The sequence below is a fragment of the Brakhagea slesvicensis genome (assembly GCF_052161625.1).
Classification (GTDB): Bacteria; Planctomycetota; Planctomycetia; order Pirellulales; family Pirellulaceae; genus JBKCUI01.
In genome coordinates this window covers 4,726,721-4,748,837 of record NZ_CP197412.1, presented here as the reverse complement: position 1 = coordinate 4,748,837, position 22,117 = coordinate 4,726,721, and the positions used below count along the sequence as shown (strand labels likewise).

Here is a 22,117-nt window from a genome sequence, read left to right as displayed (position 1 = left end):
GCGTTCCATCAATTGGCACGAATATGACCGTTCCCGCGAACGATGAACTTGTAAGTGGTAAGCTCTCGAAGCCCGCAGGGGCCTCGTGCGTGAAACTTATCCGTACTGATTCCAATTTCCGCTCCCATTCCCAATTGTCCACCGTCGTTGAAACGGGTCGAGGCATTGATCATCACAGCGGCGGAATCGACTTCTCGAACAAAACGGTCTGCGGATTGAATGCAATTCGTCACAATGGATTCCGTGTGGCGCGAGCTGTATTGTTCGATGTGATCGATCGCCTCGTCGAGCGATCCAACCACTTTTACGCTCATGGTGGGGCCGAGATATTCGCGGCTCCAATCCGCTTCCGTTGCAGGGATCGTAGCTGGGATCAGCCGGCGGCAATCAGCGTCACCTCGGTACTCGATGTTGTACGCAGAGAGTCGTTCCTCAAGCTGAGGAAGAAAAAGATCCGCAACATCTCGATGCACCAAGAGCGATTCCATGGCGTTGCAAACACCCATACGTTGGCATTTGGAGTTCTCGACGATGCGGAAGGCCATTTCTAAATCGGCATGACGGTCGACATAGACATGGCAGTTGCCATCGTAATGTTTCAGGACCGGCATCGTCGCTTCTGCGACAACGCGTCGAATCAACGCTTCGCCGCCACGGGGGATCACCAAATCGATCGCATCGGACATTTTAAGAAAGTGGCCAACAGCGGATCTATCGGTCGTGGCAACCATTTGCAGCGCATCGAGGGGAAGATCGCAAACGCGTGCAGATTCACGCAAGGTTTCGACGATCATTTGGGAGCTATGGATAGCCTCCTTGCCTCCTCGCAGGATGATTGCATTTCCGCTTTTGATAGCGATAGCAGCAGCGTCGGCCGTAACGTTGGGCCGAGATTCGTAGATAAAAAAGAGGACGCCGAGCGGGACGCGCGTCTTTTGAATTTCCAAACCGTTGGGGCGTCGAGAACCTTCGATCACCTCTCCCACCGGATCGGCTAGGGCGGCGACTTCTCTCAAACCGGACGCAATTTGTGCGATTCGATCCGTTGTTAGTTTTAATCTCTCTCGTTCGGCCGAGGTCAATCCATATTCATCCGCCTTGGACAAATCGACGGCGTTGGCATCGAGGAGTGCCGACTCGTTGGCGACCAAGGCGTCGGCGGCATGGAGCAGCCATTGGTTTTTAATGGCCGTCGATAGGCTCGCCATCTGCCTTGCAGCCCGTTTCGCTCGGTCCGCCACATCGCGACAGTAAGATTCCAGATGGGGGATAGTCGAGGGGATGGTCATGTCGTCGCGGCAGACTCGGTAGATTGGAAAAACAGGTCGTGGGGAGTATCGGAAAAGTCGGAGCTGGGGTCAATCGCGAAGCGAATGCTAGCTTGGGTCTTTTCGCGAGTTCTCTGAGCGTGGAGCAGGGAGCAGGGAGCAGGGAGCAGGGGGAGCAGGGAGCAGGGAGCAGGGAGCAAGGAGCAAGGGGAGCACGGAGCAGGGAGCACGGAGCAGGGAGCAGGGAGCAGGGAGCAGGGGGAGCAGGGGGGCAAGGGGGCTGCGCTGCCTGATGCTCGATTAGAGGGCTGCGACGGCGGGGGTTATGGATTTCTTTTGTCCCCACAGGGCAGCTCCCATGGCTCCGGCGTCGTCACCGAGTTTCGCCATTTTGATTTCGAACATTCCGCTGTAGCAAGGAAGGATATTCTTCTTGGCGATTCGGTTCACTTCGTCCAGATAAAGGCCTTCGAGCGCTTCGACCAGCCCGCCGCCAAGGATGATCACTTCGGGGCAGAGCATATGGACTAGGTTCACAACGGCATATCCGACCGTTTGGGCTGCTTGTCGTACGACATTTTCTACAGCTTTGTCACCATCGCGGATGGAAGCGGCGAGGACTTTGCTGCGGATCTGGGCGATGTCGGTGCCGACGGCTCGCAGCAGGTTGGGGGCTTCTCCGCGGTAGGCAAGTTTCGCGCATTCTGCAGCGATCGCGAGCCGGCTCGCTTCGCTCTCGAGAGTGCCGGGCATATCGACTCCGCTGGTGCGATTGGTCGAAGCGATTTTGGTATGGCCAATTTCCATACAGGAAGATCGACGTCCTCGGAGGATTTGCCCTTCGTAAACGAATCCGCCGCCGATACCTGTGCCTGGAAAAATCCCGGCGACGCTGCGAGCCCCGATGGCGGCCCCTGCGCAGTATTCGCCATAAACGCCGGCATCGACGTCGTTCAGGACGGACACCGGGCAGTCGAGGGCATCCTCGAGCATGGCGGCGAGCGAGACGTTTTTCCACCCCAGGTTGACGGCGACGTTGACGATTCCTTGGTCCATATCCACGGGACCGGGGCAACCGACCCCGAGGGACTTTAATTCATGGATAGGCAGATCATTTTCGGCGAATGTTTCTCGCACCAAATCGGCGATGCGCGTCACTCCCGCTTGAGCCCCTTCGGTGCCCTTTGTCTTCTTTCGTTTGCGAGCCACGATTTTCTGCTTCTCGTCCATCACGACGCAAAGCATCTTGGTCCCACCTAAATCAAAGCCGCAATAGAACTGAGTCATGTAAGTAATTCGGCGAAGGTCGTTGGAAAGATGGGAAACGGCCCTCAAGACGTCTCCGTTCGATTAAAGTATAGTCTACGAATAGCGAGTGTCGTACAACCCAGGATCGACCGATCGAACGCGATTGGCCACAGCAACCGAATGGAAGTGCGACAGCCGCCCCACCACCGAAGCCCACCCAACGCCGGTTATTGGCTTTCCCACCATTTTTCCCTCTCACCTCACAGAATCGGAATGGATCGTACAACTGCTACCTTGAAGCGCAGACAAATCGCGAGAATGCTTTTCTCCTCCGTAATCGCCGCTTTGATGGCCGGCACTGCATCCGCGCAGCGAGATCTGACCGATATTCCCATTCCAAATGCGAAAGAGGAGCTGGCCACGTTTCAGATGGGGGATGGATGGACAGCTGAATTGTTTGCCGGCGATGCGTCTCAATTGGCGAAGCCGATTCACATGAACTGGGACAATCGCGGTCGTTTGTGGGTTGCTAGCAGCGAAACGTATCCGCAGATTGTTCCGGGGAAACCCGCCAACGACAAAATCATTGTTTTGGAGGATACGGACGGGGATGGGGTGGCCGACAAAACGACGGTGTTCGCCGATGGCCTATTGATTCCAACAGGTGTGCTTCCAGGCAATGATGGTCCGATGGCCAGCGCCTATGTTGTCAACAGCGACAAGCTCGAGTACATGGTCGATCGGGACGGGGATTTGGTCGCGGATGAAAAGCAAGTCATCCTTTCCGGATTCGGGACCGAGGATACGCACCATCTGTTGCACTCGCTGCGATGGGGCCACGATGGTTGGCTCTACATGAACCAATCCATCTACATCCACTCGCACATCGAAACGCCTTGGGGGGTGGAGCGACTCAATGGTGGCGGTATCTGGCGTTATCATCCTTCGACCAAGCAGTTGGAGGTTGTCGCGCGTGGTTTCGTCAATCCATGGGGTGTGCACTTCGATCGATACGGTCAGATGTTTGCAACCGATGGAGCTTATGGAGAGGGAATCAATTACGTCTTTCCGGGTAGTGTTTTTGTAACTGCTGTGGGTGGAACGCGATTTTTGGGAGGACTGAATCCTGGCAGTCCGAAGCATTGTGGACTGGAGATTCTCAGCGGCTCGCACTGGCCCGAAAGCATCCGAGGGTCCATGGTCACCAACGACTTCCGAGCGCATCGGGTTTGTCGTTTCGTTGTCACGGACGATCGATCCGGCTACGAGTCGGTTCAACAACAAGAAGTCATCAAGACGACCCATGTTGCGTTCCGTCCGATCGACGCGAAGCAAGGGCTCGATGGTCACCTCTACATCGCGGACTGGTACAACCCGATCATTCAGCACGGTGAAGTCGATTTCCGCGATCCACGTCGTGACAGAACGCATGGCCGCATTTGGCGTTTGACACACAAGGACCAGAAGAAGTCGAAATGGAAGCCAATCGATACCAATCTCTCGTTCGAAGAGCTTTCGAGTTTGATGACCGACGATGCCGATTTGCCTCGTCTATTTGCCACGCAAGCGATGCGGCTCAAAGCGCCATCGATGGAGCAGGTACGCGGGGCTTGGACAGGAGCAGCCCGCGAACTGGATCGTTTGCAATGGTTGTGGATGCTGGAAGGGCAAGAAGAGTTTCCGACCGAAATGCAAGAGCAACTATTGCGAAGCGAAGATGGCCGGATTCGTGCAGCCGCGTACCACGCGTACCGCAACCAGTTGAGTCGCGAAATCCGATTGGCACGTGCGTCTGGCCAGCTCCTTACCCCAAGTCAATGGAACGTTTGGTTGCAGCGAGCGAAATCCGGTATTACCGATTCGCACCCGCGCGTTCGATTGGAGACGTTGCGAATACTCTCTCAAATTCCCACAGCAGAGTCCGCTGCATTGGCTTGTCAGGTTCTCGATCAACCGATGGATCGATTTTTAGATTTTGCGTTGTGGCAAACACTCCGCGACCTCAAAGATGCTTGGTTGCCTGATTTCAACACCAACCCGAACGGGCTCAATGGAAAGCCAAATCATATTGCCTTTGCGATGCGGGCCGTTCAGGATCCTTCGAGCGTCGATGCATTGCTTCAGTTGATCGCAACGGGGAGTGTTACTTCCAATACGAACGCATCCGAGTTGCTTCTCTTAGCCGCCGAGCTTGGAACCCCTTCGCAACAGTCGCGTTTGTTGGATGTGCTGACTCGCTCGGATGCGAAACCCGCGTTGGACCCCACCTCGAAAGCTTCGATCTTCGCCGCACTTTTAGATGGAAGCAAAGCGAAGAAACAAGTCGTTGCACCATCCAACGAGGCCAAAGCGGTACTTGATGCCCTTTCTCAATCGACGGAGGCTGGGGATCAAGCGATGCGCAAGTTGGCGTTGCGAGCGATTGGTCAATGGAAGGTTGGTGAACTACGAGGGCGGATCGCCAGCGCTCTGCAAGATTCGAGTTCCGAGGTAAGGTCGGCAGCCATCGCGGGGCTTGCTGCTATCGGGGATGCCGACGCAAAGCGACAAGTGATTCAGTTGACTCAGGACGCAGATGCCGTGGTATCGGTTGCTGCGATCGAGCAAACCCTCGAGTTTGATTTAGGGGGGGCCTGTGAAGCGATCGCCTCGAAGATGTCGACGGGCGGCGTCACCGATGCAGCTTGGAATCAGATCGTGAGATTGGTATTGGGAAAGAAAGGGGGAGCGGATGCTCTCGCAAGTGCTGTATCGAAGTCGAAGGTTGCCATTGCACCTGAGACAGGGAGGCAAGTTCGGGCCGCGATTCGCAGCAGTGGCGCTGAAGCCACAAAACTGCTTGAGACGATCGAATCGGCAGCCAAGCTCAAGGAGAATCGCTGGGTATGGTCCGAGTCCCTTCGCGACCAATGGATTGCAAAAGCACAATCGTCTGGCGACCCACATCGAGGCGAAATGATTTATAGGCGGGCCGAATTGCAGTGCGTCCAATGTCACCGAATCGCGGGAGTGGGAGGGCTCGTAGGTCCTGATTTGTCTTCGATTGTCGCGCAAGCACCTGCAGACTATTTGGTCGAAGCGCTCCTCCATCCGGCTGCGAAAGTGAAGGAGGGTTACAACGCCAAGTTGATACGGACTGTTGACGACGAAATCGTAACGGGCATTCCAGTTGGAGAGACCGACACAACGGTAACGTTGCGAGGAGCGGATGGGAAAGAGATTCGCATTTTGAAGGAATCGATCGATGAAAGCAAAGACTCGCGGTCACTGATGCCCGATGGTTTGCTCGATTCGTTAAGCGAATCGGAAGCGATCGATTTGCTCCGATTCATGATCGAGATGGGTCGGATCGATGGCCCGATGCGTGTTCAAGAAGACGGCTCGCTTCGGGATTGGAAGTCGCTCGTCTGGACACAAAAAGCGCATCAGCTGTTCAATCGAACCAGTTTTGATTCCGTCACCGGAGATCAATCCGCGTTCACTTGGCAACCATCCGCTGCATTGGTATCGGGGCAAGTGCCGTTAAGCGGGACAGCAACCTTTCAGCCCCATGCCGGAATGGAGCCGGTCACTTTCCTGATGACTGAGCTTCAAGTGGACCGCGAGGGAACCCTGAAGCTCCTGCTCGGTGAAAATGCGAAGAAGGGGATGCTACTTTGGGTACAAGGAGTTCCCACGGCGATCGAAGGGGACACCGTGCATTTCGATGTGAAGACCGGACCATTGAGACTTCAAGTCGGGGTTAAGCGACCTGTTATGGGGGATCGCGTTCAGATCCGAGTCGACCGCGAGAAGTCCACTGCCCGACTTGCTCCCTAAAGTTGGATTGCGATCCAGGACTCGAGGACTCTGAGGAGATCGTCCGAGATTGGGGTATTCTCTTCCCATTCTCGGGTGGAGTCATTCGGAACCGGCTGAAGCCAGTGATTGAGGCCGCGAACCTGTTCCAATCGAATCGACTTCGCGGATCCTCGGGCAACGGCCTCTTCGATTTTGGGGCGGTTTACCTCGGGGACGATTTGCAGATCCCGTTCCCCCCAAACAGCCAGGATTGGGCATCGCTGCAGCATCCACGATGCGGCAGGTTCGTTGAACAAGAATTCTTTGCTCCAAGGAGATCGCAGGTTTTCGTAGTCCGAAAGAAGCTGCGACTCCAAGTCCTTTCGCAGTTGCGTCCACTCGGCTGCAGTCTTCTCTCCTGCGACGGATTGCTTTAAGTCCTCCCAATGCTTGATAACCAACTGCTGCACCTCATCGATTGCTGTTTCTTCGCTCAAGCTGGCACGCGCGAGGGTATGGATTCTGCGTTGGATGGATTCCATGAGGATTTGATTCTTCGGGGCCATTCCATCGAGCACAGCAAGCTTTCTGGATTGGGATAGGAGCAGTTCGCTGCCGGAAACACCGGGAGGAGCGAGCAAAATCAAAAAGGAGATCGCGGGATTGGTGGATGACGCCAGAACTGCGGTACCAGCACCTTCGCCATGCCCCAGCAGACCGATTTTCTTGGCATCGATAAGGGGGTTTTTTGCGAGATGCGCCAAGACGGATTGGAGATCCTCGATGGATTTTGTCGGGGTGAATTGGCTATCGGGGGGAGCACTTCCACCAACGCCACGGTCGTCAAAGCGAATGGAAGCGACGCCTTGGTTCGCAAGCCATCGAGCCAGGTCTCGATAGGGTTTGTAGGTTCCGTGCGTCCCGTCCCGATCTTGTGGTCCGTAGGTGGAGAGCAAGACCACTGCGGGAACCGGTGAGGAAGATGTCGTTTCTGGGAGAGTGAGAGTGCAGGCCAGGAATGCGGGTGGTTCGTCCGATTTTCGGCCGGCTCGAATTTTACGATCGCGGATATCGAGCAGGAATGCGGATTCGTTGGGAGCGAGGTCTCGCGCGGCGGTGTCGGCTCGGGCGGAGTCCATGGTGATACGAACCGAATCCTCTTCTGCCTTTTTGGTGTTCGCAGCCGCTGCAGCTTCCGCTTTGGATTGGGAATTCGTTGTTGGCTGAGGAGCCTCTTCTTTTTTGGGAGAGAGAGCGGTCTTACCCTTTGGCTTCCAGAGTTTCATCTCTAATGGATTGGCCAGTTCTCTGCGTCGGAACGTCCCCGCCATCGTGTCTTCCGAGGCGAGGACAGCTCGATACTCGGCATTCAAGGAGGGAATCGAAAACTCCAACGTACCATCCTCGTCCCTTCGAAAGTCGACCGGTTTGCCGATCAGGTTTTTAGCAAGGGAGTCAAAAAGGATACGGGGTTTCTGTTCTGTGTAGGGTGGCTTGGTGTAGAAGCGAAAGCGAAAATCGAATGGATTGGCCGATGAACTAGCGCCGATGGAAGGTTGCGAGTCGGTCCATACGATGTCCGCGCCGAGCGTCTCTTTCGATTCGGCGGGTAGCTGCTCGGCACGAACGAGAGGAACAGCGATGGTTTGAGGCCCGATCACCAGCAAGCCGGTAACTTTGTTCGCGGACTCTTGATTGCCGACGTAAGTCCAAATTTGCTTGGTAACCGGATCGGTCCACTCCAGTTTCCAAGCATCATTAGCGACCTCCAGTTTGGAAAAGGGAGTTGGTTTTGTCTGGACTTCAGGAGTGGAGCTGCTCCCTTGAAGAACCCCTTTGGAATCCTTTTGGAACTGAACGAACCAACGCAGGTGCGTCTCGGGTGCCTCGATCCATCCGATCCAAGTTTCGAGGGGTTTTCGTAAAGGATCAGCAGTGGTGGCAGGGGAATTGGATTCCGAGGCCGGCGCTGCAGGGGGTTGGAATATCGGGTACTCGCCAAGCGCGGCCTGGCACAAGGGAACTCCCAAGAGACAGCCGGCCAGCGCGTACCGGAAAGCTTGGGCTGCCCGCCCCCCCCGTCGTGGGCCCCGTTGCACATGACGTATGGAACAGGGACCAGTGATATGGGGCCCAGTGATATGGCCCCCCGAGGCATGGGGTTCAGAGGAAAGCGGTCGTTGGAACTGGAGTGGGTTCATAGCGTCTTCCATGCGTGGAGAGATCCGGGGCAGATCCCCTACCGATTCAATTCTGCGGGATGTAGGGGTTATCCTAACGGATCAAAGAGATTGGCGAGTCGATTCGCGTTGCGGTCTCAAAAAGATTTGCAATTTTCACCCGTGGCCTTGCGAGCAACCTACTTTTGGAAAACGACTCTATAAGTTCCAAGCCCCCGGCCACTTACTTCGCGAATAGGATCGCTCGCCATGACCGTGATCAGCCCCGCTAGCTTTACCGCTTCGGCCCCCCATGTGATCGCCGTCCCAATTCCCTCCGCATTACCACATTGCATCGAGCATTCCGCCGACGAGCCGTCGAACAAGCGAAGCGATTTGTTGGGGCAACTGAAGATCGACGTTGTGAGCACGACAGTCGAGTGGGAAGGGATTCAATCCAGTTGGGAGCGACTTCATGGCAATCGTTTGAACCGAAGTTATCCGTGGTTGCGATCTTGGTGGGATGCCTATCAAGACGAGTACAAACTCCATATTCTCCGCGCGAGTTTTCATGGCGAGACCATTGCCATCATGCCTCTCGCTAGATCGAAGCGGTGGCTTCTCGGTGAAACTCTTTGTTTTTTAGGAAATGGCAAAGCCTGTTCCGATGACTTGGGGATTTTGGTACGACCTGAGCATGCACTACCTGCGGCACACGCCTTCGCGGACCACCTGCTGGAGAACAAATCATCGAGTTACAAGTGGGATCATTTGGACTTTGACGGGATTCGAAAAGGGGATCCTGCGATGGAGGCCTTCTATGATCGAATGCGAGCGAGCAATTCGAAAGCGATCGAGCGACGGGCAGGTTTGAGTTGCTGGCAAGCATCGATCGAGCACGGTTGGGAACCCTATATCAAGTCGCTATCGCGCCGCGTTCGAAAAATGCTCGAGCAAACGCAGGGTTGGCAGGAGTCCGTGAGTACCTTTCGCGTCGCCGAATCTTTGGCAGAGGCCAAGGAGTTGGCGCAGGTTATTGCAGACCTCCATCAAGGCCGATGGGCAGAGAGAGGAATCAACGGATGCTTCGGAACGACGAGTTTTGAATCGTTTCTACTCAAGGCGATGGAGTCGCTTTGGAATGAAGAGGATGCAACCAATCGTCCATTGGTAAGCTTGGTGACAGTGCACGGCGAACCGGCCGGCGGCATGATTGGATTTCGTTATGCCGGAATTCTCTATGTCTACCTCACAGGCATGAACACGAAATTTCTCGAATATCGGCCAGGCTGGCAGACCAGTTTCTGCTCCATTCGAGAAGCAGCCACTTATGGGTGTCACAGCGTCGATTTCATGCGAGGGGATGAGGATTACAAACCGCGGTTGGGGGGATTGCCGAATGTCCAAGAAAGATGGATTATCGGCGGACCGCGATGGACATCGCAGCTTCGAAATTGGGGATATTATCAAGCGATAGGGGTACGGAATCGCATTCGCGATTACCGATCCAAGCGATCGAAAGCGAATGCGGCTCCGACTCCCAAAGCGAATGCGGCGGATGGGGAGTGATCCATCGATGCGATTGGGTTACAATCTGCTCGCCCGTAAGGATTGAACCCCACCGTATCGATGGAAAACATGAGTCGACGACCAGACCTAGACCTAAAGAGCTTTATCCGCGACATCCCCGATTTCCCGAAACCAGGAATCCTATTTCGAGATATCACGCCCCTCTTGGCCAACCCAGAGGCCTTTCGCGAAACGATCGCCAGAATGGCAGATCCTTTTCGGGGGGAACGCATCGACACGCTCGTCGCAGCAGAAGCTCGAGGATTCATTTTTGCGGCACCGCTGGCGTTGGAGTTGGGGGCTGCGTTTGTTCCGGTGAGGAAGCCTGGAAAGCTCCCGTATGACAAACACACGTTCAGTTACGAACTGGAATATGGAAGCGACACCTTGGAGATGCACAAAGATGCCGTAACGGCGGGCCAGCGTGTTTTGGTTGTCGATGACCTCCTCGCGACGGGTGGAACTGTGGGAGCGTGCTGCAAGCTGTTGGCTCACAACGATGTCGAGATTGCAGGATGCCTTTTTTGCATCGAACTGAGTGCATTGGGAGGCCGAGAGAAATTGCGGCCCTACCAAGTCATTAGCCTGTTGAGTTACTAGGTGAATACTCCAAGCCTTTCCACGAAAGAGTTCGAAAAGACACTCGACATATTTCGGGACGATTCTTCGAAAGGGGAGCTTCGCCCCGACGCTCTTCCGTCGAGCGAAGTTCGTCGAAGACGGCCGGCTTGGGTTGTTCCAACGTTTCTACTTGTCACGACACTATTGTCGATGACATGGGCTGGCATCGTCGCTTGGTCGCCGACATCGATCCTGCTCCAAGCATCGGAAGAGGGTTCGCTGTTTGTGGTTCGGCAGCACTTCTTGTCCAACTGGTACGGTGGTTTAGTCTTCGCACTGTCGCTGACTGCAATCCTCGGTGCACACGAGTTGGGTCATTATTTCGCGACGCGGTGGTACAAGATCCCATCGACACTTCCGCTCTTTATTCCCTTTCCAGTCAGTCCCACCGGCACATGTGGCGCGGTGATCATGATGGACGGCGGGCAAGCGGATCGAAAGCAGATCTTTGACATCGGGATCGCGGGCCCTTTAGCGGGGCTCGTTTTTGCGATTCCGATCGCCATTGCGGGATTGCTGACCGGTACACCGCCAACAACAACCAGCAATTCAATTCAGTTCGGGCAGCCGTTGATCGTGCAAGTCCTGAACGCGGCTGTCCATGGAGAGGGGAGTGTTCGATTCGATTGGATTGCGAATTCCGCGATGAACCCCATGCTGATGGCGGCTTGGGTGGGATTCTTGGTGACCGGGTTGAACATGGTCCCGGTGAGCCAACTGGACGGGGGGCACGTGATTTTTGGTTTGCTCGGCAAACGTTCCCTCTTGGTCGCATGGCTAGCGTACGCTGGAGCAGCGGGCTTCGTTATTTATTCCGGATATCGGTACGGGCAACCAGACTTCGTCATCATGCTCTTGCTCATACCCCTTATGGGGATCGGTCACCCACCGAGTAAGAACGATAACATCTCGTTAGGATTGGGACGTTCGCTCTTAGGATGGGCATCTCTCAGCATTCCTTTTTTATGTATCCCCCTTCGTCCCATCATGTTGCTCGGGTAGTGTGCTGGTTGGGGGAGGGGATGATTTTTTCTCCGCAACGGGCAGCCATTTGCCAGGTTTTCCTTTCTCGCTGTCTTGAACTAGGATGTCCCCGGACTGTATTCCCTTTTGGATTTCAATCCATCCATCGCGGGCTGCGCCGACCAAGACGACCTGCTCCTTTACTTGTCCGTCCACGACTTTCCAAACCTTGTCCACACCTGCGAAACGCTGCAGGGTGTTCGCAGGAATGGCTAGGCTTTTCGCTTCAGGAGCGATTTCGATGGTCGCTTCCCCGAAGAGGCCACTGCGCAGAGATTGGTCCGCATTGTCGAGATCGACTTCAAAACCGAGAGATCGATTCATTGGATCCAGGTTGGGGCTGATGCGCGAGACGGTCCCTTGTCGAACTTGATTGCTAAGATCGAATCGAACATCGACGCGTTGGGCTACTTTCAGCTGATGAGCGTATCGTTCGGGAACGCTCGCGCGGAATCGGAGTTTCTGGTTTCGCACCAAGGTAAGGAGAGGTTGTCCTGCTTGAACGAAGGTTCCGACGGCAACGTTTTTCGACTGAATTGAGCCTTCGAATGGGGAAGGAACGCGTGTATCGTTGAGTCGCTGATGGGCCAATCCTCGTTGTGCCATTTGGACTCGTATCAAGGCGAGTTTCTCTCGAACCGCATTTTGTGCCGACGCGAGTCGAGCGGCAGCGACACGTTCTGCGGCGATGGCAAGCTCGAGATCAGTCTCTGTAACCACATCGCTTCCTGCGAGAGAATTGATGCGAGCCAAAGCCTTGGTCGCCTCGTCCAACACCGCCTTGGCTTCGCGGACAGGTGGTGCATTGTCGGGGTTCAAGCCATCGAGGGGATCATCAGGTTTCAAACCGACGGCGGCTCGGGCTTGAGAAAGCTGTGCATCGGCTTGTTCGGCTTGAAGTTGGTATTCTTCGGAGTCGATTTCAACCAGGATTTGTCCGGCGGAAGCGAGATCTCCGATTTCAAAGAGAACGGCGGAGACGCGGCCTGCCACCTTCGCGCTGACGGTCGTCGTTTCATCGGCCATCAAGCTTCCCTGACACCGCACGGTGGTCGGCCAGTTGACCGGTTCGACAACCATCACGTCTGCTTCGACGATTTGTTCGACAACGGGAGCTTTCTTCTTTTCCTCCTGCGTTTCGTTGCAACCGCTCAGGGGGACCAAGACCGTGGCGCAAAGGACGGCGTTGCGGACTGGGGAGAAACGTTGGCTGGGGTGCGTGCTTTTCATTCGATCGGAGGTGGGGTTGGGGGAGGGGATCGATCAAGCTTCCATTTTGATCGAAAGAATGCTCGAGGCAATCGATAAAGAGGGAAATGGGGGTTACCAGCTAGGGGTTCAGCCTTGGAGGCTAGCCAGATCTGCTGACCATGCCTCCACAAGTGCTGCAGGGGCAACGATCCTATCCACGTGTTCTTTCGCGTCCATACACCGCCGGATCAAGGCGACGCCGGTCTCGACACCCGTGGCACTTCCCTCGCGAACCGCATCGAACAGTTTCGTTTGGAAGTTCTGTTGGACAAAGTCGATCAACAGCTTCAATCGATCTCGTTTCGATTGGGTGTCGGTTCCGACACTATCCATGTTGGTCAACAAGGCCTTTGTAAACTTGGGGAAATCAAAAGGACGGGCTTCCAGCTGCTGCAACAGCTGCGATTTGAACTCCCGGAGTTCTTCATCCATGAGGATAGGAAACGAAGCCAACGATCCCTGAGCGTCGGCGGCGATCCGTTTGGCCTCCTCCGGGCCGTTAGCAATTCCCTGTCGGATGGCGAGCTGGGCCAGGTCCTCTTCCGAAAGGCCTTGAAATCGGACGACTTGGCAGCGCGAACGGATTGTTGGCAACTGCCGCTGCAAGCTGGTGCTGATGAGAAAAATCACAGAACCGGGAGGTGGTTCTTCGAGCGTCTTGAGAAGGCTGTTCGCTCCTTCCACGCCGATCGTATCCGCATCGTCAATGACGGCGATCTTTCTCCGGTTCGAATAGGGTTTCATCCGAATCTCGTAGCAAAGCCCGGCTCGCATTCGATTCTCTTCGGGGCCGATGAACTGATCAATAGAGAGGGCTGTTTTCCCTTTTTCCCGTTCGATCTGCAGCCAATCTGGATGGGTTCCCGCTTCCACCTGCACGCACGCTTCGCAGAAGCCGCATGGGGAGAATTCGGTCGGATCCTTTCTTAAGCAAAGCAGGGTTTTCGCAATCAACCTCGCGAACGTTCGCTTGCCGATCGCATCTTGCCCGACGAGCAAAAAGGTACTGGCGAGCCTATTGGATCGGATGGCATTGGCGAACCATCCGCGTTGTCGGTGATGTCCAAGAAATGAATTCCAATCCATAATCGCTCCACCGCTCCGATTCGCGAAATGAACTACTGCTTCGGACGCGTCGGTGTCTGAAGATCGAAAATGGGAGGTAGCTTGAGGCGCAGACCGTAGACCGTTGCACGTCCAACGAAGTCGCTTTGCAGGAGTTCACGTTCTCGATCGAGTTGCATGACATCCAGCACGGAGTCTGTGAAATCGCGGCTCGCGACGCTGTCTTTAGGAAGGTTGCTCTCGCGAACGAGCTGCTCCAAGAGGCGGAACTTGGGGCTTTGCTGGTCGAACTGGGTAACCTTCTTTGCGTCTTCGATTCCACGACGCAATGCTTCGCGTTGGGGTTCCGACCAATCCGTGTTGGATTCCAGGAACGACTCGTATCGATCGAATAACGAGACACTCGCAGCAGGCCAAGCACCTCTGGTTCGCTCGAGCTGCTTCATGATCGTCTGGAACCGGACGGCCATCGAAAAAACGAGCCACAGCAGAAATAGAACCACGACCGCGAAAGGGACCGCGAAGAGCTTGCCCGGAATGGTTCTCGGCGGGCGAGTAGTGGCTGCTTCGCTCATGGTCTTTGGGCTGGCGACTTTCGAAATCAACGAGCGGATGCTCTAAGGGTGAGGGGTGCGGAAATCGAGCAGAAACCGTGCGTTGCCGAGCAAGCTCGACAGGCCAAACATGGAGAGCCCGTCGAGCAGTCATGAGAGGAACGCTACCAAGTCATTAAGCGGATTGTGTCCCGCCGTCGATCTTGTAGTTTCTCATCGCTTCCATTTCCTGCGAGACGCTGCTTCCGTCTGGAGTATCGTCCGACTTGACATCGAACCAAGACTCTTCGAATTTGACGAAGCCGGCTTCGCCACGCGCGCCTTTGCGCATCGCCACGTTGGTGGTGAGTGCAATAACGGCATCGGCCATAGCGACTTCGGGGTAGCACTTAGGACGATTTGCTGGGTCTGGGTTGCGAATGCAATAAGCCCAATGTTCGATTTCCTCGGTGTATCCGCGGCTGACAGGCCCTGCGTTGGAGGCTGCTTTCGCAATGGGAGCAGACGATCCACCGCTGGCCTGTGTATCCAATGCGTACCCACCCTTGGCCGCTTTAACTCCCACGGCAGCGCCGGTATCGGAGCCTGCGTATAGCATGACTTCTTGCTCTTTGTCGATGATCATGGTTCCCTTGGTACCCATGACGACTTCACCGTACCCGCCATATCCGTTTCCATTGATCGACGAGTAGGTAACGACGATCTTCTTATTGGGATCGGTATCGTAGCCAGGGATGCCCTTGACGTTTGGAATGGTGTAGCCCACGTCAAACTTCTCGCTGTACTCCGGTCCAGGGAATTCAAACGAGCAGTACACGTGGTCGTCGCATTCGCGATCGTATGGGAAAATGTGCCGACCACCCAAAGCGTGGACCGTCAGCGGATGCGCTTTCTTGCCGTCCGAACGGAGGGCGCTACAGAAGATGGTAGCCGCGTCCAATTGGTGGCTACCTAGCTCCGCCATCAATCCACCACCGGTTCGTTCGAAGATCCGCCATCGGACGAGTTCTTCGATGGCGGGTCGATCTCGATCGCCCATTTTCTTGGTGATGTAACCAAACTTTTCGGCATCGACATCGATGTCCTTCATCCAAGCTTCCCATTGGGCGACTTTCTTGGTGAGCAAATCGATTTCAGCAGGGGTTTTCGCTTTATTCAGCTCGTTATTGAATTTGGTGAGTTCTGCGAGAACGCGGCTTTGCTTGGGGTCTTGGCCGATTTCACCACCGGGCAACCAAGGCTGCCAGGAGTCTTTGCCAGGCAAGTTCCCGCGATGCCATTGGGCTCGGATATGGTGGAGTTGACCGATCATTCCCCACTTGAGAAGGTGCACCGCATTGTCATAGAGAACACTGTAGTGCCTCTGGTGCCCCGTTGCCAAATGGATGGGGTGACCGTTTTGATCGGTGCTTTCTTCGGAAATCCGAGCCATCACCTTGCACTGGGCGACATTGTGCGCCATCAGTTTCTCGGTCAACACGTGCTTGTTGGCCTGCATGGCCTTGACGGCAATGGGAGCGTGCAAGTGAAGTGGGAGTGCAATGATGACCGCTTCGATGTCCTTGTCTTGCAACAACGCATCGATCCCGCCATTGCTCGCGTGATAAACCTTTACGTTTTTGCGTGCTTCGTCTTCGCTGGAGTACTTGTACTGTTTGATCAACCCAGGTCGAGCGGAATTGGCTGCGGGGGAAGACCAGTCTCCATGGAATGCTCGATGGATGCTAAAGGGACGAATATCGGCAATCGCCTTCACCGTGACGTAGTCGGGATTGCAGCCCCCGATCAACACGTTTCCTTCATCTCCCACACCGATCACGCCGACGCGAACGGGATCGTTCACCTTGTTGTATCCAAAGTACATCGCGCCCAAGCCAGCGCCCGAAACGGCACCTGCTGCAACGACACCTTGCATGAACTCTCGTCGAGTGAAGCCAACGGCTTCGTGGAAATTGTTCTGTCCGATATTCTTTTCGTCTGGAGTCAACTGATTCATGGAAGGGATCCCCGTATAGCAAGGGTTGATGGGTGGTGTGGGTTGGGTTGGTTTTGTCTTAGGTAATTCTACGCACGTAGGAGCCGGATGGGACTATTCCGCGTCGGCCTTTTTGGTGCCGCGATTCCAGAAGCTCCAAGGAATGAAATCGAGCCCTGCATACCGCCCCGCGTCGGTGAACGCGAGAAGAAAGCAAGCCAACATCTCGATCGCCTGATAATAAGTTGGTTGTGAGCCGGGGTAACCTGGGAACTGAGTGAGGACCACTGAAGCAAGGAACAAGCCTGCCGCCAAGGCCGCCAGTGGAGTAAGTAGACCGATCATTAGCAGGATACCGACTGTCATGTCGAAAATCGGGATGATCCGGTCCACCAATTTGACATCGATCGGCCCAGCATCGGGCAGGCGTAATTCCGCGTAGCGTTGCTGGTTCTTTTCTCCCTTTTGTTCATCCTTGGCGATCGCGTTGACTTTGGTTTCCAGGTCCGCCAAGATCGAGTCCACGTCCGCGAGCGGGGCTTTCACCAAGGCGCGCCACTTGCTCTCGATTTCTTCTTTTTGTTTTCGCATCCCTGCAACGTTGTTTCGCATTTCGTCGCGTTCGTTTATGGCGACTCGCTCGAATCCTACGAGGTACTCGCTAATCTGAGGCCCCCATTCATCGGCGACGGCGATCAGTTTTTCTTTTGCTCCGGTTACCTCCTTCGCTCCGTTGACCAATTCGTCCACTTCCGCGCTCTGCTCCTCGGTAAACCCGTAGAGCTCTTTGGCGTTTGCAGCGTACGAATCCAGGTACTTGAAGAGTCGCTTATAAGAAAGCAGTTTATTCGAGTCCTCCTTGGTCGGTTTCTGATCCGCTTCCGGCATCAGTTCGCGGAGTTCTGGCAATCGGAAACGGCCGTCGTAGTCGGGGATCAGCTCATGAAACTTGTCCGCCAGCGGTCCCTTTGCTGCGGCAAGAAATCCGGTTGACGAGAAGTTACCCTCTTTGACCTTGGCCGTACCCTCCATGTAAAAGTGGAATCCAACCACGAATCGCAGGGCTACCAGGAAGAGGATCGCAACAAGGCTTAAGCGTGCTTTTCGGAGAAGCATGGAAAGGGTCTAGCTGTGTGGGGGATTTTTGGCGGGTTAGGTCGGTACCCCGGGAGAATACCGCAATAACTGATCAGAACTAAACAAAGTATGGTCTAAACTGCCCCGCAAGCCAAGCCACAAGGCCCTGAAGTCACCTCTATGCCGGGGAGTTCGGGAAGATATGCCCAGGAGAACGGGAAGAATCCTCCCACCGGAACCCCCGATTTCAACGATTCTTTGGAGCCGAAATCTGCGGAACGCCCCCTCCTGAAGGTATCTTGAACGGTACCATTCGGTTTTCTTGCCTCTGATTGTCGACGGTATGCCTGTTTCTCCACCTTTGGTGATTTCTAAATGAGTCAGACTTCTTCGAACCCGGACGATCGCGCGGGCTCTTTGGATGCCCACTATCCGCAGGGAGAAGCTTTGGACCAACAAGTGTCAGGAGAAACCAGACCGGAGGACGCAGTACCGACCGAGATTCTCTCGGTGGAACCGGCTCCTGCGTGGGTCGTCACCCCTGCTGTTGCTCTGCGTCCCAAACGTGCGGAGACCTCGCTCCTAGGAAAAATAGTTCCGCCCGTATTGGGAGGATTGGCGGCAATCCCGATCGCCGTCGCGATTCTGTGGTACGGATTTGGACGGGATTTGGGGAATGCAGGACCGACAGTCGCACGGTACATCCCAGCAATTGTTCCGAAGCACTTACGAGGCAACTCCTTTCGCGAGGATGGGACGTTTGGCGGAGGGGACGATCAAGCGACCCGCAATGCAGAGAGAGCCGGCGATCAAGCTTGGCCAAGCTCGTCCGTTGCAATGGGCCCAGCGAGCCAATTGCCAACACTGGATGGCTCCTCGCCCCAGGATTCGGGCGACGACACCTTTGCGCAACCACTCGACATCTCCGAACAATCCGCTGCCCCCATAGAGTCCTTGTCAGGGAATGCACGCTCCGATCGAACAATCCCATCGGTAGAGCCAAGTAGCATCAATAGGGAGGTCGAGGATACACCATCTTCTTCGCCCGAGAGTTTGCGGGAAACCATCGCGAAGTGCGAGACGTTGCAGCTCGAGTTAAAAGAGAATTGGCCCAACGCAGACAACAAGCAGCGGCAAGCGATGGCAAGAGATTTTTACAGCTCGTGCCTAGACTTAGCAAAGGGAGTTGTGTCTCAAAAAAGTGTCTCTCTGCAAGCCTGGAAGCGAGATTTGGACATCTGGAGTCGAGGGTTCCTCGCAGAGCCGGCCTATCCGCGACTTCTGACCCTTTGTTTGGAGGGAAAGATTGAAGGCATTCCTCCCCACCAAAGCGGAAGTGCCGTCGTGCTAGTCGATTCGATTTCCGCTCCCGAGAATGCCGAGGGAGAGTGGAAACTGACGACGCATTTGACGGTAAATGACGACAACGTGGTGGTCGTTGTACCCGAAGAAGTCCATCGGCGGTTTCTTGCACAATTTTCGCGTGAGACGGGGTCGTCGCGAGAGACGGGGTCGTCGCGAGAGGCTGAGCAAATGCTCATTATCGGTGTTTGGCGAAAAACGGGGACCGAAACACCTTGGATAGAAACGGTCTACGCCTCGAGGTAGTCTTACACCAAGTAGTAGTCTTACACCAAGTAGTAGTCTGCGCCTCGTAGTAGTTGGGATGAACCAAAGTCGATATACTTCCCGAGCGGCGCGTCTCGCATTTGAGTTTCGAATCCATTCTCCTCCCAACGAGCACGGTTCACCATGGCAAGCGTATTTATCGAAGAGCAAAATCGAACCATCAGCGATCCGGCCGAAATCTCGGCATTTTTAAAGCCATTCGGGATTTGGTATGAGCATTGGCAGGTCGCGGGTCGGCTCAAAGCCGACGCGAGCGACGCGGAAATTCTGGCGGAGTATCAGCCCGAAATCGATGCGGTCAAAGCGAACGGTGGGTACGTGACCGCGGATGTCATCAACGTCCATCCGCAGACCCCCAACTTGGATGCAATGCTTCAGAAGTTCAACAAAGAGCACACGCATAGCGAAGATGAAGTCCGTTTCACCGTTGCAGGCAAGGGAATCTTTCACCTTCATCCTGAGGGTGGGCCGGTCTTCGGAGTAACCGTCGAAAGCGGTGACATGATCAATGTTCCGCGAGGCATGAAGCACTGGTTCAATTTGTGCGACGATCGCCAGATCCGTTGCATCCGATTCTTTGAAGATGTGACCGGATGGGCCCCGCACTACGTCGACAATCCGATCCACGAGCAATTTAGCCCGATGTGTTTTGGCGGCAGCTATCTTCGTGCAGAGAACTCCGGTGCGTCAGAAAATGGGATTCCTGCCAAGTTCGAAATGGGAACTGCCTCGAACAGCTAGGTCTGGTTCTCGTCGTAACCAGCCGGCTCACTGCTACTTGTTAGCCCCAGCCACTTGCAGAAGTACGTTTGAAAAGCTCTGCGACGCAGAACGCGCGGTTTTGGACTCGCAGATTCCCGCGAGCCGATCGACTTCTTCCGGATCCGAGATTTCAGCCAAGGTCTCTGTTTGGCCTGGCTGCTGGCTCACCAGCAGAAGTTTGCTTCCGAACCGAACAACCATCATCGACTGCCTCGGTGCGATATTCGTCCGCCCTAGAACTTGAACGAGCTCCAACGGGAGTTTTGCAGTCCCCCGCGGCTGCGATTTGCGATAGAGCCACGCGAGTCCAAGGAACATGCTCAAAACAATTCCAAGGGAAAACAGGACCGAGAAAAAGGTGCCAAGCGAACTGGATGGACGTTCCACTTCCCCATCTTTCGGCGACTTGGGAGCCCTCAGAGCGATACCATTGGACTTGACGCTTGCAGTCGTTGACGAAGTTTGCGAAAGGGAAGGGAGTGAAGCGGGTGTGGTGTACGAAGCCGCTTGAACGTTTGGATCGGGCTGGGGCAAGGAGGTCGGTTGTATGGACTGCTGTGTGGACTGCTGTTTCGTAAACTGGGTTGCAGGCTGGGTTGCAGGCTGTGGAGTCGACTGCCAAGCTGGGCTCGCGGGTGGCAAACCACTGGCACTGTAAGGTGCAGCCTCTTGTTCGGATTCCGATCGCGAGGGCTGGATGCTCATTCCGCGCGGTTGGACAATCGCAGGATCGCCATACGATCGGGGGGCCGATTGGCCTTGAACGCTCTCTGCGAAGCACGCGCAGATCAAGATGGAGGATGCGAACCACGTTCGAGAAAAAATGCCGAGCGAGGGGCTCGACTGGGAGCGCGCAACGAATCGGGATGGGGACAACAGCGGGCTAAATGGCATCGCTACCCACCAATTCCGCCACCCGAACGCAAAAGTTATCGTTGAGAACCAGAACTTCGCCACGAGCGACCAATCTGCCGTTCACAAAGATATCGACGGGATCCCCTGCCAGTTTATCGAGGGTGATGACCGATCCCTTTCTTAGCCGCAGAATCTCATCGAGACTCATTCGAGTCCGTCCAAGTTCGATTTTTAGTTCGAGCTGAACATCGCGAAGAAGGTCGATCGAGACCTTTTCAGGCGGGCCGTCCGATCCGACAAGTTCTTCCAAGTCGTATCGTTTGACATTGGGAGCTCGGAGCGATTCTTCGACATCGCGCAGGGCAGCCTCCGCTCGTTCCAGAATATTTTCCGCCTGGGTTGTGGAGCGATCGGCGTTGGTCGATGAGGCAGTTGTATCGGACATGGAATCATCCTTGATTCGCGGAATGCCATCCAAGGGAGGTTTGCTACGACCGCTCGCGGTTAATCCTCGATGACTTGGTAGTCATGAAAACCGACGCTGAGCAAGATCGCTTCTCCGAATAACTCTGTACTTGTCGCTAATAGCCGACGTCGAATCAACCCCAATTGGTTTTCTTCTAGTTCTTGAAGGGAAGCATTGCGGATTTCGAGGAGCATTCGATTGCGGAATCGGCCTTGCCGTTCGTCGAAGATTGCTTGCAAATGCTCTACATCTTTGGCGTGAAGCTCCCCGTAAAGCCGAAACTCCACACGATAGTTCATATCCGCGCCGGGAGGAATGAAGGAGATGCTGAAGGTCCCGAGGTCGAATTCGATGATGTGGTCTTCTTCGGCTTCATGCTCCTTTTCCTTCGCGTCAATTTCTTGCGCGATGGTGATCAGCCGATGCTCCGCCAGCGCGGCGACCTCCTCACCCGATGGAACGAGGAAGAAAAAGACGAACGTCTCGGTGATGACGACGGCGCTGACGAATGCTGCGAGCAGCAGCTTGCCGACGAGGCCGCTACCTTTGGCAGCGCCTGCATCCTTCGCTTTTTCGCCGTGAGCCTCTTTAACTTGTTTTGCGTTCTCCGCTTTGTCTTTCTTAATTGCCATAATGGATCTTGTCGCTAGGGGAACAATGCATCAATGAACGGTAGGTTGTTCCCGCGGAGCAAGGGAAGTTTCGAGATCTTTCTGAGGAGGGATCTTTCCGAGGTACACCGAGTTTGTCGGTTGGAACGATTGTGCTGGCAACGGCCAGCGAATGGGGGAGTGTCGTTGCGAAAACGCCTTCCA

At 55.0% G+C, this 22,117-nt stretch carries 17 protein-coding genes; 6 read left to right on the top strand and 11 right to left on the bottom strand.

The genetic code is table 11. The annotated features are described in order from the left end of the window. Window positions 1-8: 8 nt before the first annotated feature. On the bottom strand, window positions 9-1,289 hold the full coding sequence (locus tag SH467x_RS17970) for a glutamate-5-semialdehyde dehydrogenase (protein WP_482368476.1): 1,281 nt from the start codon (window positions 1,287-1,289) through the stop codon (window positions 9-11). A gap of 279 nt (window positions 1,290-1,568) precedes the next feature. Then, window positions 1,569-2,555, bottom strand: coding sequence for an ROK family protein (locus SH467x_RS17965; protein WP_482368475.1), 987 nt, complete (start codon window positions 2,553-2,555; stop codon window positions 1,569-1,571). Between the two features lie 234 nt (window positions 2,556-2,789). Here SH467x_RS17965 and SH467x_RS17960 point away from each other — a divergent pair, with 234 nt between their 5' ends. Next, window positions 2,790-6,335 carry a PVC-type heme-binding CxxCH protein gene (locus SH467x_RS17960; protein ID WP_482368474.1) on the top strand — a complete coding sequence of 1,182 codons (3,546 nt, stop codon included), beginning with the start codon at window positions 2,790-2,792 and terminating at the stop codon, window positions 6,333-6,335. On the opposite strand, the gene SH467x_RS17955 is transcribed toward SH467x_RS17960, so the two are convergent. After that, window positions 6,332-8,497, bottom strand: coding sequence for an alpha/beta hydrolase (locus SH467x_RS17955; protein WP_482368473.1), 2,166 nt, complete (start codon window positions 8,495-8,497; stop codon window positions 6,332-6,334). The two genes, SH467x_RS17960 and SH467x_RS17955, sit on opposite strands and share 4 nt — an antisense overlap. 228 nt (window positions 8,498-8,725) lie before the next feature. On the opposite strand from SH467x_RS17955, the gene SH467x_RS17950 reads away from it, so the two are divergent. From SH467x_RS17950 to SH467x_RS17940, 3 genes are all read left to right on the top strand, one after another. Continuing rightward, complete coding sequence (locus SH467x_RS17950) at window positions 8,726-10,024, top strand: GNAT family N-acetyltransferase (RefSeq protein ID WP_482368472.1); 1,299 nt, start codon at window positions 8,726-8,728, stop codon at window positions 10,022-10,024. A gap of 69 nt (window positions 10,025-10,093) precedes the next feature. Then, complete coding sequence (locus SH467x_RS17945) at window positions 10,094-10,624, top strand: adenine phosphoribosyltransferase (RefSeq protein ID WP_482368471.1); 531 nt, start codon at window positions 10,094-10,096, stop codon at window positions 10,622-10,624. Then, window positions 10,625-11,647, top strand: coding sequence for a site-2 protease family protein (locus tag SH467x_RS17940; protein WP_482368470.1), 1,023 nt, complete (start codon window positions 10,625-10,627; stop codon window positions 11,645-11,647). Here SH467x_RS17940 and SH467x_RS17935 read toward each other — a convergent pair. The 5 genes from SH467x_RS17935 to SH467x_RS17915 all read right to left on the bottom strand — a co-directional run bounded on the left by SH467x_RS17935 (window position 11,609) and on the right by SH467x_RS17915 (window position 17,629). After that, window positions 11,609-12,898: an efflux RND transporter periplasmic adaptor subunit gene (locus tag SH467x_RS17935; RefSeq protein ID WP_482368469.1), complete on the bottom strand. Its 1,290-nt coding sequence runs from the start codon at window positions 12,896-12,898 to the stop codon at window positions 11,609-11,611. The genes SH467x_RS17940 and SH467x_RS17935 overlap by 39 nt on opposite strands. A gap of 108 nt (window positions 12,899-13,006) precedes the next feature. Next, on the bottom strand, window positions 13,007-14,005 hold the full coding sequence (locus SH467x_RS17930) for a DNA polymerase III subunit (RefSeq protein WP_482368468.1): 999 nt from the start codon (window positions 14,003-14,005) through the stop codon (window positions 13,007-13,009). 32 nt (window positions 14,006-14,037) lie between these two features. Next, window positions 14,038-14,559, bottom strand: coding sequence for a hypothetical protein (locus SH467x_RS17925; RefSeq protein ID WP_482368467.1), 522 nt, complete (start codon window positions 14,557-14,559; stop codon window positions 14,038-14,040). A 154-nt stretch (window positions 14,560-14,713) separates the two neighbouring features. Further along, complete coding sequence (locus SH467x_RS17920; RefSeq protein WP_482368466.1) at window positions 14,714-16,534, bottom strand: Gfo/Idh/MocA family protein; 1,821 nt, start codon at window positions 16,532-16,534, stop codon at window positions 14,714-14,716. Between the two features lie 93 nt (window positions 16,535-16,627). Continuing rightward, window positions 16,628-17,629, bottom strand: coding sequence for a hypothetical protein (locus SH467x_RS17915; RefSeq protein ID WP_482368465.1), 1,002 nt, complete (start codon window positions 17,627-17,629; stop codon window positions 16,628-16,630). A gap of 336 nt (window positions 17,630-17,965) precedes the next feature. On the opposite strand from SH467x_RS17915, the gene SH467x_RS17910 reads away from it, so the two are divergent. Both SH467x_RS17910 and SH467x_RS17905 read left to right on the top strand, forming a co-directional pair. After that, window positions 17,966-19,198 carry a hypothetical protein gene (locus SH467x_RS17910; protein ID WP_482368464.1) on the top strand — a complete coding sequence of 411 codons (1,233 nt, stop codon included), beginning with the start codon at window positions 17,966-17,968 and terminating at the stop codon, window positions 19,196-19,198. A 144-nt stretch (window positions 19,199-19,342) separates the two neighbouring features. Beyond that, entirely contained in the window at window positions 19,343-19,960 is a 618-nt protein-coding gene (locus tag SH467x_RS17905) for a 1,2-dihydroxy-3-keto-5-methylthiopentene dioxygenase (RefSeq protein WP_482368463.1), read from the top strand. A 33-nt stretch (window positions 19,961-19,993) separates the two neighbouring features. Here the strand turns inward: SH467x_RS17905 and SH467x_RS17900 are convergent, their stop codons facing one another. From SH467x_RS17900 to SH467x_RS17890, 3 genes are read right to left on the bottom strand one after another with little or no spacing between them, the layout of a single operon-like run. Beyond that, window positions 19,994-20,875: a FliO/MopB family protein gene (locus tag SH467x_RS17900; RefSeq protein WP_482368462.1), complete on the bottom strand. Its 882-nt coding sequence runs from the start codon at window positions 20,873-20,875 to the stop codon at window positions 19,994-19,996. After that, complete coding sequence (gene fliN, locus SH467x_RS17895) at window positions 20,865-21,281, bottom strand: flagellar motor switch protein FliN (protein WP_146678915.1); 417 nt, start codon at window positions 21,279-21,281, stop codon at window positions 20,865-20,867. The genes SH467x_RS17900 and fliN overlap by 11 nt, the downstream gene beginning before the upstream one ends. A gap of 59 nt (window positions 21,282-21,340) precedes the next feature. Then, window positions 21,341-21,934: a dihydrolipoamide acetyltransferase gene (locus SH467x_RS17890; protein WP_482368461.1), complete on the bottom strand. Its 594-nt coding sequence runs from the start codon at window positions 21,932-21,934 to the stop codon at window positions 21,341-21,343. Between the last annotated feature and the right edge of the window lie 183 nt (window positions 21,935-22,117).